Here is a 14,736-nt window from a genome sequence, read left to right as displayed (position 1 = left end):
CCCGTCAATTCAAGAACTTTATTCCTGCAAGTATCAGGCCCGCAATGAAAATCGTCTCAATAACGATCAATGCAATTGCTGCGCCGCCGACGGACAACACTTGTTTCAGGTTGGTCTTCATTCCGACCGCTGCAATGGCGACCAAAAGCAGCCAGCGAGACAGCTGACTTAGAAAATCCGCAATCATCGTGGGGATGAGGCCAAGTGAGTTAAACGTGGCCAAAACCAAAAACCCCAGCACGAAAGTCGGCAGGATCGGTGGGCGTGAACCCACTTCGTCATGTTCTGCGAAACTGCGGATCAAGATCGATGCCACAAGCACGACCGGGGCCAACATCGCCACGCGGAAGAGTTTGACCAGGGTCGCGGTATCCCCGGCTTGTTCCGAGATCGAAAAACCTGCACCCACCACCTGTGCCACGTCATGAATGGTGCCGCCCAGAAAAACCCCGGCAGAGACGTCATCCATACCAAGCGCCTTAACCAGAATGGGATAGGCGATCATGGCAATGGTCGATAGCACCGTGACACCGACAACCGTGAAAATCAGGCGCTCCTCGGAGCGTTCATCGCGGGGCAGGATCGCGCTGATGGCCATGGCCGCAGAAGCGCCACAGATTGCCACTGATCCGGCCGTCAGAAATGCGAACCGCCATTTGTGGCCCAAAAACCGTGCGAACGCCAAACCAAAGCCGATCGTGGCGACAACGCCGGCGATGACCAGCAGAATCAATTCGATGCCAAGACCGGCCATAAGAGCAATCGAGATCCGCACGCCCAACAGCGCCACTCCAATCCGCAGCAAAGTGCGCGCGGCAAAGGAAATCCCATCAACGGCTTTGCCATCCTCACCCAGAAAGCTGACCGCAATGCCCAAGAGCAGCGCCAGTAGCATGGCGGGGGTCGCATAGTGGTCGGACAAAAATTGAGCGGCGACGGCAACAAGAATTGATATCAGCACACCGGGAAAAAGCGCGCGGGTGCGCTCTTCAATCCGGTTGCGTAGCGGAGAGGGCTGGGTTGCGGAAGGCGCCATTGTGCAGGACGTATCCTTTTAGGTCGAATTGGGTGCACAGCATTCGATCAAACGAACGCGTGGCTGCCTTGGGTTCAGGATGCCACCGATTGCAAAACGGTGACGGCGATCATTTGCGTTACATCATCGGCCACGCAACCGCGTGACAGATCATTGGCGGGATGGGCCAGGCCTTGTAGAATTGGCCCGATGGCGCTGTATCCACCGACGCGTTGGGTGATTTTGTAGCCAATGTTGCCCGCATCTAGATTGGGGAAAATCATCACGTTGGCCTGTCCGGCAACGTCTGATCCGGGCGCTTTGCTGCCACCGACCGAAGGAACAAACGCCGCGTCGAACTGCAGCTCACCATCGGCGTTCAGATCCGGATGATCTGTGCGCAGCTTGGTCAGCGCGTCGGTTACTTTGGTCACCTTGTCGTGGCGCGCGCTGCCTTTAGTGGAAAAGGACAGCATGGCGATTTTGGGTTCTTCGCGCATCAACGCGCGGCAGGAATGTGCTGAAGCGGCAGCGATGGCCGTCAACTCGTCCGCGCTTGGATCGATCACCAGCCCGCTATCAGAATAGAGCATGGCGCGACCATGTTCGGTTGCTTTCTCCGGCGGATACATCAGGAAAAAGCTGGACACCATGGCGGCATCCGGTGCTTTGCCGATCACCTGTATCGCCGTGCGAACGACATCTGATGTGGTCGCAACAGCGCCGCCTACTGTACCAGCGGCATGGCCCTGACGCACTAGCATCGCGGCATAGACCAGTGGCGTTTCTACGGCCTTGCGTGCAGCCTCTTCATCTACGCCCTTGTGTTTGCGCAACTCATGAAAGGCAGCAGCGAATTCTTGGGCCAGGTCTGATGTTTTGGGGTCGTGGATCGACACGCCATCTCCGGCACTTGCGCCCTGACTGACAAGTTCGGCTTCGACAGCGCCTTGGCTGCCGACCAGAATGACATTCGCAATTCCGGCCTTGTGGGCGGCGAGCGCCCCCGCGACAACGCGGGGATCACTGCCTTCGCTTAGGGAAACGGTCGGACGGGTTGCCGGAACCTCTGAGAGCAGCAGATCAATTGGGGTCTGTGTCATTGGTTCGCGGCCTTTCCGGTCTAACTCGTTTGCGTCTTATGCAGGTTGCTGTGGACGCATGTCGTCTTTGCTGACGCCTGCAACCGAAACCGGTTTCTTCATGGCGTCGCGACGGAAGGGTTCACCCAGTTCTTGGTTCAGAATGACCTCGATGAAGGTAGTGACGTTGTCTTTCATCTGCTCTTTGACAGCAGTGTTCAGAACATCGGTCAGTTCTTCCATCGTTTTGGCCTGAACGCCTTTGACGCCACAACCTTCGGCGATCTTGGCATAGTTCACACCTTCGTTGAGCTCGGTGCCGACGAAGTTGTCTTCGAACCACAATGTGGTGTTCCGCTTTTCAGCGCCCCATTGGTAGTTGCGGAAGATGATCATCGTGATCGCAGGCCAATCACCACGGCCACAGGCAGTCATTTCGTTCATCGAGATGCCGAACGCGCCGTCACCGGCAAAGCCGACTACCGGAACATCGGGGCAACCGATTTTCGCGCCAAGGATCGCAGGCAGACCGTAACCACAGGGACCAAAGAGGCCCGGTGCCAGATATTTGCGGCCTTTGTCGAACGACGGGTATGCGTTACCGATCGCGCAGTTGTTGCCGATGTCCGAGCTGATGATGGCATCTTTTGGCAGGGCCTGCATGATCGCGCGCCAGGCTTGACGGGGCGCCATGTGATCTGGCTTGGCCTTACGAGCGCGCTCGTTCCATGTGATGCCTTCATCGTTATCTTCTTCGTGATCCAGCGAGCTCAGCTCCTGTGCCCAACGCGACTTGGTTGTCGCGATCAGTGCCTTGCGCTCTTCGCGGCCTTTGTCGCCTGCGCCAGTTCCCAGGTGCTCCAGCAGTTGCTCGGCCACTTTCTTGGCGTCGCCCTGAATGGCTACGTCGACTTTCTTGGTCAGACCGATGCGATCCGAGTTGATGTCGACTTGGATGATTTTGGCGTCTTTGGGCCAGTAATCAATACCGTAGCCTGGCAGTGTCGAGAATGGGTTCAGGCGGTTGCCCAAAGCCAAAACGACGTCGGCTTTGGCGATCAGTTCCATCGCTGCTTTCGAACCGTTGTAGCCCAGAGGACCAGCGGCCAGAGGGTGCGAGCCCGGGAACGCATCGTTGTGCTGGTAGTTGCAGCACACTGGTGCGTCCAGCGCTTCGGCCAGTTTGGCAGAGGCGTCAATGCCGCCCGCCAGAATTACACCGGCGCCGTTCAGGATGACTGGGAATTCAGCTTTGCTCAGCAGGTCTGCAGCCGCTTTGACAGCGTCGGCACCACCAGCGGGGCGCTCCAGGCGGATGATTTGGGGCAGTTCGATATCAACAACCTGTGTCCAGTAGTCACGCGGGATGTTCATTTGCGCCGGAGCGGAACCGCGCCATGCTTTTTCGATCACGCGGTTCAGAACCTCAGCCATACGGCTCGGGTCACGTACTTCTTCCTGGTAGCAGACCATGTCTTCGAACAACTTCATTTGTTCGATTTCCTGGAAACCGCCTTGGCCGATTGTCTTGTTGGCAGCTTGTGGTGTTACCAGCAGGAGCGGCGTGTGGTTCCAGTATGCGGTTTTGACAGGTGTCACGAAGTTGGTGATGCCCGGGCCGTTTTGCGCGATGGCCATCGACATTTTACCAGTTGCGCGGGTGTAACCGTCGGCGATCATGCCGCCGGATGTTTCGTGGGCGCAATCCCAGAACTTGATTCCGGCAGCTGGGAACAGATCGGAGATTGGCATCATTGCAGAACCGATGATGCCGAAGGCATGTTCGATTCCGTGCATTTGAAGTACCTTGATGAAGGCTTCCTCGGTCGTCATTTTCATTAGGGCGGTCCTCACTTATTTCGCAATTATCGAGTTGCAGGGAAAAACTGACACGTAACTACCTCTGAGATCAGAGGGGTGTTAGGGCCAGAATTGCAAGTATCATATGGCCAGAGTAAATCGTTATTGAGAATAAAAGTCTCAAAAATTTACATTTTTAGCAACCCCTTTGTTGTAAGGGTCTGAAAGAAAAGCCTTGTTTTATTAAATTTTTTGGATTTCGAAGGATTTTTCCTCCGGAATCATGCTTTTTCCAATTCCCGCGCAAGAATCGCTATGCCTTCCGGGATGCGTTCTGCCGAGATTGAAGAGTATGCCAAGCGGTAAAAATTGTGCGGCGGATCGTCGCCATGAAAGAAAGGCACGCCTGGCTCGATCAAAACGCCTTGGGGACGAAGGTGCAGATCAAGCTGTTTTGTATCGACATGATCAGGCGCGCGCATCCAGACAGATGACCCGCCAAAGAGGCCACGCCCTATAACCCCAAGCCCATGATCTGCGAGTGATTGTTCCAAAACCTTGCGCCGGGTGGCAAATACCTGACGCATCCGACGGATCAGACTATCGTAATGTCCCAATGACAAAAAGTAGGCAGCGGTGCGTTGGATATGTCCTGGTGGGTGCCGCAACACGCTGGTGCGCAACGCCCGCACTTCGCGGATGAACGCCTTGGATCCGACCAGATACCCCAAGCGAAGTCCCGGAAAAATCGATTTGGAGAAACTGCCGACATAGATCACACGTCCGTCCTTATCCAGTGACTTAAGCGCTGGCAGAGGCGACTTCAGAAAGGACATCTCAAATTCGTAGTCGTCTTCCACGATCAGCGCGTCCATGGCGCGGGCTTTTTCCAATAGCGCCTTGCGACGCTTCAGGGGCATCGTGGCGTTGGTTGGCGATTGATGGCTTGGCGTGGTGAAAATGACGTCCGATCTTTTTGGCAGCGCGTCGGGCGGCAGCCCATCCGCGTCCACCTTGATCGGTTTCAGGTGGCAGCGTGATTGGGTCAGAATATCGCGCAGGGCATGGTAACACGGATCTTCGATGGCGGCGGTACGGCGCTGTGTCAGCAACACCTGAGCGGTGAGCCACAACGCATTTTGTGCCCCCATTGTGATCAGAATTTCCGAAGGATCCGCCAGGATACCCCGTCTTGGCAATGTGTGGCGCGCAACGAACTCGATCAGCCGGGGGTCGTCCTGATCATAATAGTCCGTGGTCATCGCCTGAAAGTCTTTTTGACCCAGTGCCTGAAGTGCACATTGACGCCAGTTCCCATGATCGAACAATTCCGGGTCTGCCTGCCCGTAGATGAACGGGTAGCGGAATTTCGACCAATCCTGTGGCTTTTCTGGCGTGGCCCCGCCCGTAAATCGGCGACCCAAGGCCCGGGACCAATCAATGCGATCCTGTCGTGGGGGAAGAGCTGCAAATTTCGGTGGTTCCGGCGCGTTATCGGAAACGAAATATCCTGAACGGTCGCGGGCCGAGAGGTAATCATTGGCTTGAAGTTCCGTGTAGGCCAGCGTCACGGTAATCCGACTGACGCCAAGATGGCTTGCCAGTTTGCGGGAGGAAGGCAGCTTTTCGCCCTTCCGAAAGCGCCCGGACAAAATGCCCTGAGCAATCATTTGTTGGATGCGCGCCTGCAGTGTGCCTTGTGCATTCGGATCCAGAAAAAAAGTTTCGACGGAAATAGCCATATGCGCACATTAGACTGGACTTATTTTGCGTGCAATCTGGCCTGATGGTCTGTTTTGCTTGTCGCAAAGAATATGTGATCAAAGATGGGGAAAGGCCTGATCGAAAGCAGCAACACCGTCGTGAGAAAAATGGATAATGCGGGTGCCTTCGACGCGCTTGGCCCATCCTGTATCTTGCATATGCGTGAGCATCGCACGCCCCAATCGCCCGGCAAGGTGCGACCTGCGCTCTGACCAATCCAGACATTTCCTGCACATAGGGGCGCGTGATGGTGGCAGATCGTCCAGATTGATGCCAAATTCAGCGATAAATTTGGTACCGGCATCCGTTAGCGAAAGTGTTTTGTTGATTTGCTTGAAATGGCCTCGCTTTTTCATGCTGTCATACATGCGCGTGCCCAGGTCTCCGGCGAGGTGGTTGTAGCAAACGCGGGCGTGCCGCAACTCGGGGTCTCTAGGGCCCGGGCGATGACGTAAATGACCGGAACCTGCGGCAAGCCCCATGAGCGCTTCGAGAACATGCGCCACATCTTCTGACGCGAGGGAGAAATATTTGTGCCGTCCTTCCTTGCGGGGGCGGATTAACCCTCCAGCTTCAAGTTTTGCCAGATGCGATGACGTGGTTTGAAGCGTAACCCCTGCCTCTCCTGCAAGTTCGGTTGCCGTCAGCGCGTGCCCTGTAATCAGCGCCGTTAATATGTTGGCGCGCGCCGGATCGCCAATAAGGGAGGCAACGCGCGAAATGTCAGGTAGATCTTTCATAATTCGATGATAGCCGAAGTATAAGAGAGCGGCAATTGATCTCGGTACCTGGCGTCGAGAGCCGGACCAGAATCTTACACGCATTGTTGGTAATAGCTTAGTCTGAGGCGCGGGGCCTGCAAAACGGCGCGCAGAAAGACCCGTTTTGCCCTGGAACGCGGGCAAAGGCTTGCCGCAACTGCTCAACATTGCTTGGCAAAGCGCGGCCAAGCGCTTAGATGCAGTATCATGGGAAAAAACAAATTTCATGATGGCCCCGGTCCATCGCAACGGCAGTTGAGAGTGGGGGAGTTGATCCGTCGGACACTGTCCGAGGTTTTAATGCGTGGCGACATCCACGATCCGGACCTCAACAGGCTTTCCGTGACCGTTGGTGAGGTGCGCACATCGCCCGATCTGAAAGTTGCAACGGCATATGTTCTGCCGTTGGGCGGCAAGGGCCAGGATGAAGTGGTCGGCCTGCTTGCGCGCAACAAACATGAACTGCGCCGGATCATCGGCAAAAAGCTTGAGCTTAAATTTGCGCCGGATTTGCGGTTTCGACTAGATGAAACATTTGATCAGATGGACGAAACACGCAGGCTTTTTGCGCAGGAGGATGTGCGCAGGGATCTAGGGGAATGAAGCGCGGGGCGTGGTTGGTTCTGTTAAGCCTGCTGGCTGGCCCGTCCTGGGCCGTCGACTGTGGCAATGTCAGTTTTCGCGAAATGGCATATACGGTTTGCGAAGTGGATGTATCCCAAGATGACGTGCGCCTCTTTCTAAATGACCCGGAAACGCAGAAGCCTTTGGGCACGTTCAGCAGCATCGAAAAACTGATTGAAAAAGACGGTGAAAAACTGGTCTTTTCGATGAATGCGGGCATGTATCATACGGATCGTCGACCTGTAGGCCACTACGCGGAAAATGGTGCTGCGTTGGCGCCACTAATTACCAGCGCCGGTCCGGGTAACTTCGGCCTTTTGCCAAACGGTGTTTTTTGCGTGCGCGACACCCGAGCCGATGTGTTTGAAACGAAGCGTTTTGTGCAAGAAGAACCGGACTGCACCTACGCCAGCCAATCTGGCCCTATGTTGGTGATTGACGGTGCTTTGCATCCGAGATTTTTGGCAGATAGCGACAGTCGATACATTCGCAACGGAGTTGGCACGACATCAGATGGCCAAACGGCGTTTTTCGTCATTTCGGACGAACGCGTCACATTCCACCAGTTCGGTAGTTTTTTCCGTGACCACCTTGGCGTGCCACAGGCGCTTTACTTTGATGGCAATATATCCCGGCTTTACGCGCCGGAATTGGACCGTTTTGACAGCGGATTCCCGATGGGGCCGATGGTGGGTGTTGTTGTAAGAGTGGCTGAGTGATTGACGCACAGCGCAGGTCACGGTAACGCGCTGATCTGACGAATTGAACGGGGTGTTGGGATGGCACGCAAACGCAAAGGCCGTGATATCTCCGGATGGCTGGTGGTGGACAAACCAGCGGGCATTACTTCAACCTCTGTGGTCAACAAAGTTCGCTGGGCATTGCAGGCTAAAAAGGCTGGGCATGCCGGTACATTGGACCCCGAAGCAACCGGCGTTTTAGCGGTGGCTGTCGGCGAGGCCACCAAAACCGTTCCGTACATAACAGACGCGCTCAAGGCATACGCGTTTTGTGTGAAGTTGGGAGAATCCACCAATACTGATGATGCTGAAGGCGAAGTGCGATCGACAAGTGATCTCCGCCCCACTGACACCGAGATCAAAGCGGCATTGGGTCAGTTTGTCGGTGATATTCAGCAAGTCCCACCGCAGTTTTCTGCTGTCAAAATTGATGGACAGCGGGCGTATAAACTTGCGCGGGAGGGTGAAGATCTTGAGATTGCAGCGCGACCGCTATGGGTGGAGGAGTTGGTTGTCACCGACCGCCCCGATGCTGATCACGTCATGCTGGAAATGACCTGTGGCAAGGGCGGGTATGTGCGCGCGATTGCACGTGATTTGGGTGAGGTTTTGGGTTGTTACGGGCACGTGGTCTGGCTTCGCAGGCTGTGGTCTGGTCCTTTCGATGCGAGCGATGGCTTGAGCATTGAGGAGATTGACAGCTTGGCCCATTCGCCCGCGCTGGACGAACGGCTCTACCCGTTGGAACAAGGATTGACCGATTTGCCGAAAGTCACATGCACGCCTGAATCGGCCGCGCGGTTGCGCAATGGCAATCCGGGCTTGGTGATTGCTCAGGATGTGGAATACGGCGATGAATGCTGGGCGGCCCTCGAAGATCGCGCCGTTGCCGTAGGGCGCTACAAAGCCGGGGAATTGCATCCGAGCCGGGTCTTTAACCAATGACAGAACCAACCAACCATGATCCGGGCGGCAAGGTTCGTTTGAAATTACCTGACGGTGTGATTGGTGGGGCAACATTCTCGACTTGCGGGCGCTACCGTCAGGCGTTGACACGGGATTGGACGTCGCAGGGTACCAAGGCACGCACAATCCTGTTCATTGGCATGAACCCATCGGTGGCAGCTGCTGAAATTTCAGACCCAACATGTCATCGCGAGTTGATGTTCGCGCGCGACTGGGGGTACTCGCGATATCTCAAGGGCAACATGTTGGATTGGCGGGCGACCTCACCCAAGGATATTCCAACCGATGTGAATGTGGCCTGCAGTGCTGACAACATTCCGGCTTTGCTGAATATGGCACATGAAGCTGAAACGCTGGTTCTGGCGTACGGCAAGCTCCACAAGCGGTTTGACAATGTGGTTGCAGACGTTCTGACGGCGATGCGCTCGACGGGCAAACCCTTGATGTGTCTTGGCCTTAATCAGGATGGGTCGGCAAAACATCCGCTTTATCTGCGCAAGGACACCCAATTGCGGGCATTCCCGACATCGAAACCGTGAACAGCACCGGACGCAGCATTCAGCAAGTGACCTTCTAAAAAGCGAAGGGCGCTCCGTCTCCGGAACGCCCCACGAGGTAAACCTGGGATGATATGACCGTCAGTTGTCGCTCTTTTCTTCCAGTGAGAGAGCAACAAAGCGGGGATCGCCGGCACGACGCACGAGCAGCAGAATCGATTTGCGCCCTGCATCTTTGGCGGCCGAGATGCGGCCATTCAGATCCTCGATGCCGTTGAGTTTTTCCTGTCCGGCTTCGACGATCAAATCGCCCGCGCGGATACCTTTTTCGTAGGCTTCAGACAGCTCATCTACATCGCGTACCACGAGGCCGGTGGCGTTGGAATCAAGCTCCAAAGCGCCACGCACTTCATCATCCAATGGGGCGATTGTCAGGCCCAGAAGCTCAGTTTGTTTTGGCTCCTCGGAGTTTTCCTCGCCCCCTGGCTGCGCTGCAGGTATGGCGCCTTCAGCGGCCTCCCGACGACCCAAGGTGATTTTCAGCGTCTGGGTTTTCCCATCGCGGAACACTTTGACACGAACGGTTTTGCCCACCTCCGTGTTGCCGACCTGGCGAACCAGACCGCGGGTATCCGCGACTTCCTTGCCATCAAACGACATGATGACATCGCCCGAGGCCATTCCCGCTTCGGCGGCAGGTCCTTCGGGAACGTCTGTGACCAAAGCACCGGCAACTTTTTCAAGGCCGATGGCCTCGGCCACGTCATTTGTCACGTCTTGAATACGTACGCCCAGCCATCCACGGCGGGTCTCGCCATATTCCTTGAGCTGCGCGACTACACGGGTCACCACATTGGAGGCCATCGAGAAACCAATACCGATTGAACCGCCATTCGGGCTCAGAATTGCGGTATTCACACCGATCACTTCGCCGTCGAGGTTAAAGAGCGGTCCGCCCGAGTTTCCTCGGTTAATGGCGGCGTCTGTCTGAATGTAATCGTCATAGGTGCCAGAAAGGGCTCGGTTCCGCGCGGAAACGATACCGGCCGATACCGAAAATCCCTGGCCAAGCGGGTTACCCATAGCAACGACCCAGTCGCCTACACGGGCGACATCGCTATCGCCAAAACTCACGAAAGGCAGCGGTTTGTCGGTTTCGACCTTCAAAAGCGCAATATCAGTCTTTGGGTCTGTTCCGATGACTTTCGCCTCAAGTTCACCGCCGGAATAGAATTCGATGATGATTTCGTCAGCGGCTTCAATCACGTGGTTGTTTGTGACCACATAGCCGTCTTCGGAAATGACAAAGCCGGACCCAAGCGCCGATGTGCGGCGAGGCCGGTTCCCATCTTCGCCACGCTCGCGGAACTGGCGAAAGAAGTCTTCAAAGGGTGATCCCTCAGGCACAATCGGCGAGGGGCCTGTGCCCTGTGCCACAACAGTTGACGTTGTAATGTTAACCACCGCCGGGCTGAACTTTTCGGCCAGATCGGCAAAACTGTCGGGTCGGGCCTGTGCGGTGATGGTCTGAGCCAGCAGAATGGCAAAAGCCAGTGCGGTCAGCCAAAAGGCGCGCAGGCTTGTGACATTCTGCCGAGCCATGGAAACGGTTTGAACTTTCACGCGGGGTTCTCCTTCGTTGTCCTAATCATACCAACCGTGCGATTGGCTTACTCTTCGTATCATGTAGGTGGCGTTTTCAGGATCGCAAAGTCCGCTACACCGTGTCACGCGCATGTGAACAATATGTTAGAATTCTATCAGGCGCCGATCGTTTTGGCGACCCAGACCATGATCAACCCAATTACAATTGCCAGACAGCCCAGAAGACGCCGGCTCTCGAGCGGCATCTGACGTAAGGCAACCAGCAACTGATCAATAAGAGAAGGGGCCAGTGCATACACCAGCCCCTCAACAATCAACACCAGCCCGAGAGCCAGAAACGTTGTTTCAATCATTGCGACGCGTTGGCCCGATTGGCCGCAGCACCCTGATCAGACCGCAGATAGTTGAAGAACTCACTATCCGGAGAAAGGACCATGCTGGAATTCTGCCCGGTCAACGACTGCTCATAGGCAGCCAGCGAGCGGTAGAATTCAAAGAATTCAGCATCCTGGGCATAGGCTTCGGCAAAGATCCGGTTGCGTTCCGCATCTGCTTCACCTTCGATGATACGGGCATCACGTCGCGCCTCGGACAGGATTTCTTCGTATGTCCGGTCGGCGGTTGCCGTCACTCGCTGCGCGGCCTCGCGGCCACGGGCGCGTTCGTCGGTTGCTTCGCGTTCGCGCTCGGCAATCATCCTTTGCAGAGTGGCGTCAAAGTTTTGTTCCGGCAGGTTGGTTTGACGCAAGCGCACATCAACCACATCGAGGCCAAGCGCCCCGGCACGGCTGTCTGCACGGGCGCGGATCTGTTCCATCAGACCTGCCCGTTCGGGCGACAGGATGGTGTTGGATGTCACACCGTCAGACCCCAAAACAGCCCTAATCTGACCATCGAGGATGTCATTGAGCTGGATCGCCGCTTCTCGCTCGCCGCCTGCCGCAAGGGCTTGCCGGAACTGGACCACATCGCCGATGCGGTAAAGAACGAAGGCATCAACCTCAAGCCGGCGGTCGTCAGCGGGCGTCACTTCGATCACAGGTGTTTCGAGCGATAGAATACGGTCTTCGTACGACACGACCTCATCCAAAACAGGCACTTTGAAACCAAGGCCGGGCTCGGTCCGAACCTGCTTGATCTGGCCGAAGCGCAGGACGAGTACTTTCTCGCGTTCGTCCACGATAAAGATGGATGACATGATCGCGACCAGGATTACGGCCAGGATTGGAAAGATAAATTTGGTTTTTCCCATCAGTTCGCTCCCGTGCTGCGACGTAGTTCGTTGAGCGGCAGATAAGGCACGATGCCCTGTCCGCCGGCGCCCGCGGAACCACCCTCCAGGATGATCTTGTCGACATCACCCAGAACCTTTTCCATGGTCTCAAGATAGAGACGTTTGCGCGTGACTTCGGGCGCCGCCTGATACTCGGCCAGAACGGCAAGGAACCGACTGGCTTCACCGACAGCGTCGTTGACCACACGTGCGCGGTAGCCTTCCGATGCTTCCAGAAGCTGCGCTGATTCACCCCGGGCTTCCGCCAGTTTGCGGTTGGCATAGGCGTCCGCCTGACGTTCTACCCGGTCGCGCTCCTGCTCCGCGGCTTGCACATCGCGGAAGGCGTCAATGACCGATACGGATTCCGTGCGACCTTCGCCGTCGGTGACGGTCACCTGTTGGCTCGGCGGGTCCACCTTGTTGAAGTTTACGCGGATGATGTTGATACCGGTCTCGCGATTGTCGAGTGTTGTTTGGATCAACTCTTTGACGCGAGCTTCAATGGATGCACGATCCCGGTTCAGGATCGGCGCCAACTCGGATTGCGCGATGACTTCGCGCATCGCTGCTTCGGAAATGGCACGTACGGAGTCATTCGGATACTTGAGCGAGAATTTGAAATCCTCAGCATCCTTGATGTTCCAGACAACCTGGAAGTCGATGTCCACGATGTTTTCATCCGTGGTCAACATCAGGCCATCGTTATCCCGGCCGGACCGACGCACGCCGATATCTTCGGTGCGGTTGGTGGTAACGTTGAACACTTCATAGGTCACGACGGGCCAGGGGGCAAAGTTCAGACCCTCTGTGCCGATGCCGGAAAATTCTCCAAGGAAGAGTTCGATGGACTGTTCTTCGGGTTTGACCGTGTAGAAGCTTGCCGCACCCCAGAGACCGACGGCCACAAGCGCGCCGATCAGCAGAGTACCTTTGCCAATACCCGGATTGTCACCGCCGCCGGTGCCACCGCCGCCGCCATTGCCGCCGCGGCCGCCCATCAACACGCGTAGTTGATCCTGGCCCTTTTTAACAAGCTGCTCAATTTCGGGTATTTGCCCCTGACCTTCGGGGGGACGTCTGCCACCCCGATTGCCACCACGGTCATCGTCTCCGTCACCGCCGCCGCCTGAATTTCCGCCCCCTCCCCAGGGGCCGCCAGAATTTCCAGCCATGTAATATCTTCCCTTATCTCGTGCTGCCTTAGCAGCGATGTACCTAACCTGTGCAGTAAAGGCAAAAAATCAAGCCGTTCTGACCGGTGCTTTCATAGTCACAATCTCTTCGGACATGGTGGGGTGAACCGCCACTGTCCGGTCGAAATCCTCTTTGGTTGCGCCCATTTTGACCGCGATGCCGGCCAATTGGATCATTTCACCGGCGCCCGGCGCGACAATATGACAGCCCAGCACCTTACGCGATGCCTGACTGACGACCAGTTTCATCAAGACACGGTTGGCGCGTCCGGCGAAACTCTGTTGCATGGGCTTGAAGGAGGTGCAGTAGATTTCAACCGGCTCCCTTTCACGGGCTTCTTCTTCCGACAAGCCAACCGTGCCCATTTCAGGCTGCGTAAAGATCGCGGTTGGGATCAGGTCATGGTCGACCGGGGTGGGATTGCCGTTGAACACTGTTTCGACAAAGGCCATTCCCTCGCGGATCGCCACAGGTGTTAGGTTGACGCGGTCGGTGACATCGCCAATGGCGTAGATCGAGGGCACCGCCGTCTGGCTGTAATCGTCCACAACGATCTGACCTTTACGGCCCAGTTCGATGCCCAGCTCTTCAAGCCCCATATCGTCGGAATTTGGCACCCGGCCCGTGGCGAACATCACCTGTTCGAACACTTTTTCAGACCCGTTCGTCGATTTGACGCGATAGCCACCCTCGACAGGTGTCATTTCCAGGATATTGGTGCCCAGATGCAGATCAATTCCGGATTGGATCATCTCTTCGGAGACTAGACCGCGTGCTTCTTCGTCGAAACCCCGAAGAATTTGCGCGCCCCGGTAGTACTGGGTCACGTCAACGCCAAGCCCGTTGAGGATACCGGCAAATTCGCAGGCAATGTATCCGCCGCCGATGATCAGGATCGATTTGGGCAAGCTTTCAAGATGGAAAATATCGTTTGACGTGATGCCATGTTCGGCACCGGGTAGTTCCGGTTTGACAGGGCGGCCGCCGCTGGCCACCAGAATGTGTTTGGCCGTTTTGCGTTCACCGGTGCTCAGCTCGACCGTATGCGCGTCGGCAATTTTCGCGCGCGCATCATAACTATCGACACCATTGTTTTTCAGGATGCCGCGATAGACCCCTTCCAGACGATCAAGCTCCGCATGCAGCTTGGTCTTGAAAGCGGTCCAATCGAACGCGCCGGGTTGGACTGACCATCCATAGGCTTGCGCGTCTTCCATGGCCGCGGGGTATTCGCTGGCAAAGACCATTAGTTTCTTGGGTACACAGCCGCGGATCACACAAGTGCCGCCGTAACGGTCTTCTTCTGCAAGGGCGACATTTGCACCGCCCTGCGCCGCAACACGGGCCGCCCGCACGCCGCCCGAGCCACCTCCGATGACAAACAGATCGTAGTCAAACGCCATTTAAGTTCC

At 56.1% G+C, this 14,736-nt stretch carries 14 protein-coding genes; 4 read left to right on the top strand and 10 right to left on the bottom strand.

The window, feature by feature from the left end; translation table 11 throughout:
• Positions 1-4: 4 nt before the first annotated feature.
• The 5 genes from ACZ1HJ_RS03990 to ACZ1HJ_RS03970 all read right to left on the bottom strand — a co-directional run bounded on the left by ACZ1HJ_RS03990 (position 5) and on the right by ACZ1HJ_RS03970 (position 6,650).
• The gene (locus ACZ1HJ_RS03990) at positions 5-1,036 is read right to left on the bottom strand and encodes a YeiH family protein (RefSeq protein ID WP_472721049.1); all 1,032 of its coding nucleotides are present in this window, start codon (positions 1,034-1,036) and stop codon (positions 5-7) included.
• Positions 1,037-1,110: 74 nt separating this feature from the next.
• Positions 1,111-2,118 (bottom strand): phosphate acetyltransferase, encoded by a 1,008-nt coding sequence (pta, locus tag ACZ1HJ_RS03985; RefSeq protein WP_472721048.1) that lies wholly within the window; start codon positions 2,116-2,118, stop codon positions 1,111-1,113.
• Positions 2,119-2,154: 36 nt separating this feature from the next.
• The gene (gene xsc, locus ACZ1HJ_RS03980; RefSeq protein WP_472721047.1) at positions 2,155-3,936 is read right to left on the bottom strand and encodes a sulfoacetaldehyde acetyltransferase; all 1,782 of its coding nucleotides are present in this window, start codon (positions 3,934-3,936) and stop codon (positions 2,155-2,157) included.
• A gap of 242 nt (positions 3,937-4,178) precedes the next feature.
• Positions 4,179-5,639, bottom strand: coding sequence for a MocR-like pyridoxine biosynthesis transcription factor PdxR (pdxR, locus tag ACZ1HJ_RS03975; protein WP_472721046.1), 1,461 nt, complete (start codon positions 5,637-5,639; stop codon positions 4,179-4,181).
• 78 nt (positions 5,640-5,717) lie between these two features.
• On the bottom strand, positions 5,718-6,650 hold the full coding sequence (locus ACZ1HJ_RS03970; protein ID WP_472721045.1) for an ArsR/SmtB family transcription factor: 933 nt from the start codon (positions 6,648-6,650) through the stop codon (positions 5,718-5,720).
• On the opposite strand from ACZ1HJ_RS03970, the gene rbfA reads away from it, so the two are divergent.
• Genes rbfA through ACZ1HJ_RS03950 form a run of 4 tightly spaced genes read left to right on the top strand, consistent with a single transcriptional unit; the run spans position 6,630 to position 9,291 of the window.
• Positions 6,630-7,025, top strand: coding sequence for a 30S ribosome-binding factor RbfA (gene rbfA, locus ACZ1HJ_RS03965; protein WP_472721044.1), 396 nt, complete (start codon positions 6,630-6,632; stop codon positions 7,023-7,025). The two genes, ACZ1HJ_RS03970 and rbfA, sit on opposite strands and share 21 nt — an antisense overlap.
• The gene (locus tag ACZ1HJ_RS03960; protein WP_472721043.1) at positions 7,022-7,765 is read left to right on the top strand and encodes a phosphodiester glycosidase family protein; all 744 of its coding nucleotides are present in this window, start codon (positions 7,022-7,024) and stop codon (positions 7,763-7,765) included. The genes rbfA and ACZ1HJ_RS03960 overlap by 4 nt, the downstream gene beginning before the upstream one ends.
• 60 nt (positions 7,766-7,825) lie before the next feature.
• Positions 7,826-8,731 (top strand): tRNA pseudouridine(55) synthase TruB, encoded by a 906-nt coding sequence (gene truB / locus ACZ1HJ_RS03955; RefSeq protein ID WP_472721042.1) that lies wholly within the window; start codon positions 7,826-7,828, stop codon positions 8,729-8,731.
• Entirely contained in the window at positions 8,728-9,291 is a 564-nt protein-coding gene (locus ACZ1HJ_RS03950) for a DUF1643 domain-containing protein (protein WP_472721041.1), read from the top strand. Before truB ends, ACZ1HJ_RS03950 begins: the two co-directional genes overlap by 4 nt.
• A gap of 99 nt (positions 9,292-9,390) precedes the next feature.
• Here the strand turns inward: ACZ1HJ_RS03950 and ACZ1HJ_RS03945 are convergent, their stop codons facing one another.
• The 5 genes from ACZ1HJ_RS03945 to gor all read right to left on the bottom strand — a co-directional run bounded on the left by ACZ1HJ_RS03945 (position 9,391) and on the right by gor (position 14,727).
• Positions 9,391-10,851, bottom strand: coding sequence for a Do family serine endopeptidase (locus ACZ1HJ_RS03945; RefSeq protein ID WP_472722146.1), 1,461 nt, complete (start codon positions 10,849-10,851; stop codon positions 9,391-9,393).
• A gap of 158 nt (positions 10,852-11,009) precedes the next feature.
• Entirely contained in the window at positions 11,010-11,207 is a 198-nt protein-coding gene (locus ACZ1HJ_RS03940) for a DUF2065 domain-containing protein (protein WP_472721040.1), read from the bottom strand.
• Positions 11,204-12,106 (bottom strand): protease modulator HflC, encoded by a 903-nt coding sequence (gene hflC / locus ACZ1HJ_RS03935; RefSeq protein WP_472721039.1) that lies wholly within the window; start codon positions 12,104-12,106, stop codon positions 11,204-11,206. Before hflC ends, ACZ1HJ_RS03940 begins: the two co-directional genes overlap by 4 nt.
• Positions 12,106-13,302: an FtsH protease activity modulator HflK gene (gene hflK, locus ACZ1HJ_RS03930; protein ID WP_472721038.1), complete on the bottom strand. Its 1,197-nt coding sequence runs from the start codon at positions 13,300-13,302 to the stop codon at positions 12,106-12,108. Before hflK ends, hflC begins: the two co-directional genes overlap by 1 nt.
• A gap of 69 nt (positions 13,303-13,371) precedes the next feature.
• Positions 13,372-14,727, bottom strand: a complete 1,356-nt coding sequence (gor, locus tag ACZ1HJ_RS03925) for a glutathione-disulfide reductase (RefSeq protein WP_472721037.1) — start codon at positions 14,725-14,727, stop codon at positions 13,372-13,374.
• Positions 14,728-14,736: the final 9 nt, after the last annotated feature.

Source organism: Roseovarius sp. JB2-10, from assembly GCF_055693585.1.
The sequence above is the reverse complement of the archived record's forward strand: the minus strand, read 5'-3'. Positions and strand labels throughout refer to the sequence as shown.

What these genes read in the sequence shown, in the direction of transcription:
- ACZ1HJ_RS03990 (WP_472721049.1), bottom strand. Translation starts at nt 1,036, where the DNA reads ATGGCGCCTTCCGCAACCCAGCCCTCTCCGCTACGCAACCGGATTGAA.
- pta (WP_472721048.1), bottom strand. Translation starts at nt 2,118, where the DNA reads ATGACACAGACCCCAATTGATCTGCTGCTCTCAGAGGTTCCGGCAACC.
- xsc (WP_472721047.1), bottom strand. Translation starts at nt 3,936, where the DNA reads ATGAAAATGACGACCGAGGAAGCCTTCATCAAGGTACTTCAAATGCAC.
- pdxR (WP_472721046.1), bottom strand. Translation starts at nt 5,639, where the DNA reads ATGGCTATTTCCGTCGAAACTTTTTTTCTGGATCCGAATGCACAAGGC.
- rbfA (WP_472721044.1), top strand. Translation starts at nt 6,630, where the DNA reads ATGGGAAAAAACAAATTTCATGATGGCCCCGGTCCATCGCAACGGCAG.
- ACZ1HJ_RS03970 (WP_472721045.1), bottom strand. Translation starts at nt 6,650, where the DNA reads ATGAAATTTGTTTTTTCCCATGATACTGCATCTAAGCGCTTGGCCGCG.
- ACZ1HJ_RS03960 (WP_472721043.1), top strand. Translation starts at nt 7,022, where the DNA reads ATGAAGCGCGGGGCGTGGTTGGTTCTGTTAAGCCTGCTGGCTGGCCCG.
- truB (WP_472721042.1), top strand. Translation starts at nt 7,826, where the DNA reads ATGGCACGCAAACGCAAAGGCCGTGATATCTCCGGATGGCTGGTGGTG.
- ACZ1HJ_RS03950 (WP_472721041.1), top strand. Translation starts at nt 8,728, where the DNA reads ATGACAGAACCAACCAACCATGATCCGGGCGGCAAGGTTCGTTTGAAA.
- ACZ1HJ_RS03945 (WP_472722146.1), bottom strand. Translation starts at nt 10,851, where the DNA reads ATGGCTCGGCAGAATGTCACAAGCCTGCGCGCCTTTTGGCTGACCGCA.
- ACZ1HJ_RS03940 (WP_472721040.1), bottom strand. Translation starts at nt 11,207, where the DNA reads ATGATTGAAACAACGTTTCTGGCTCTCGGGCTGGTGTTGATTGTTGAG.
- hflC (WP_472721039.1), bottom strand. Translation starts at nt 12,106, where the DNA reads ATGGGAAAAACCAAATTTATCTTTCCAATCCTGGCCGTAATCCTGGTC.
- hflK (WP_472721038.1), bottom strand. Translation starts at nt 13,302, where the DNA reads ATGGCTGGAAATTCTGGCGGCCCCTGGGGAGGGGGCGGAAATTCAGGC.
- gor (WP_472721037.1), bottom strand. Translation starts at nt 14,727, where the DNA reads ATGGCGTTTGACTACGATCTGTTTGTCATCGGAGGTGGCTCGGGCGGC.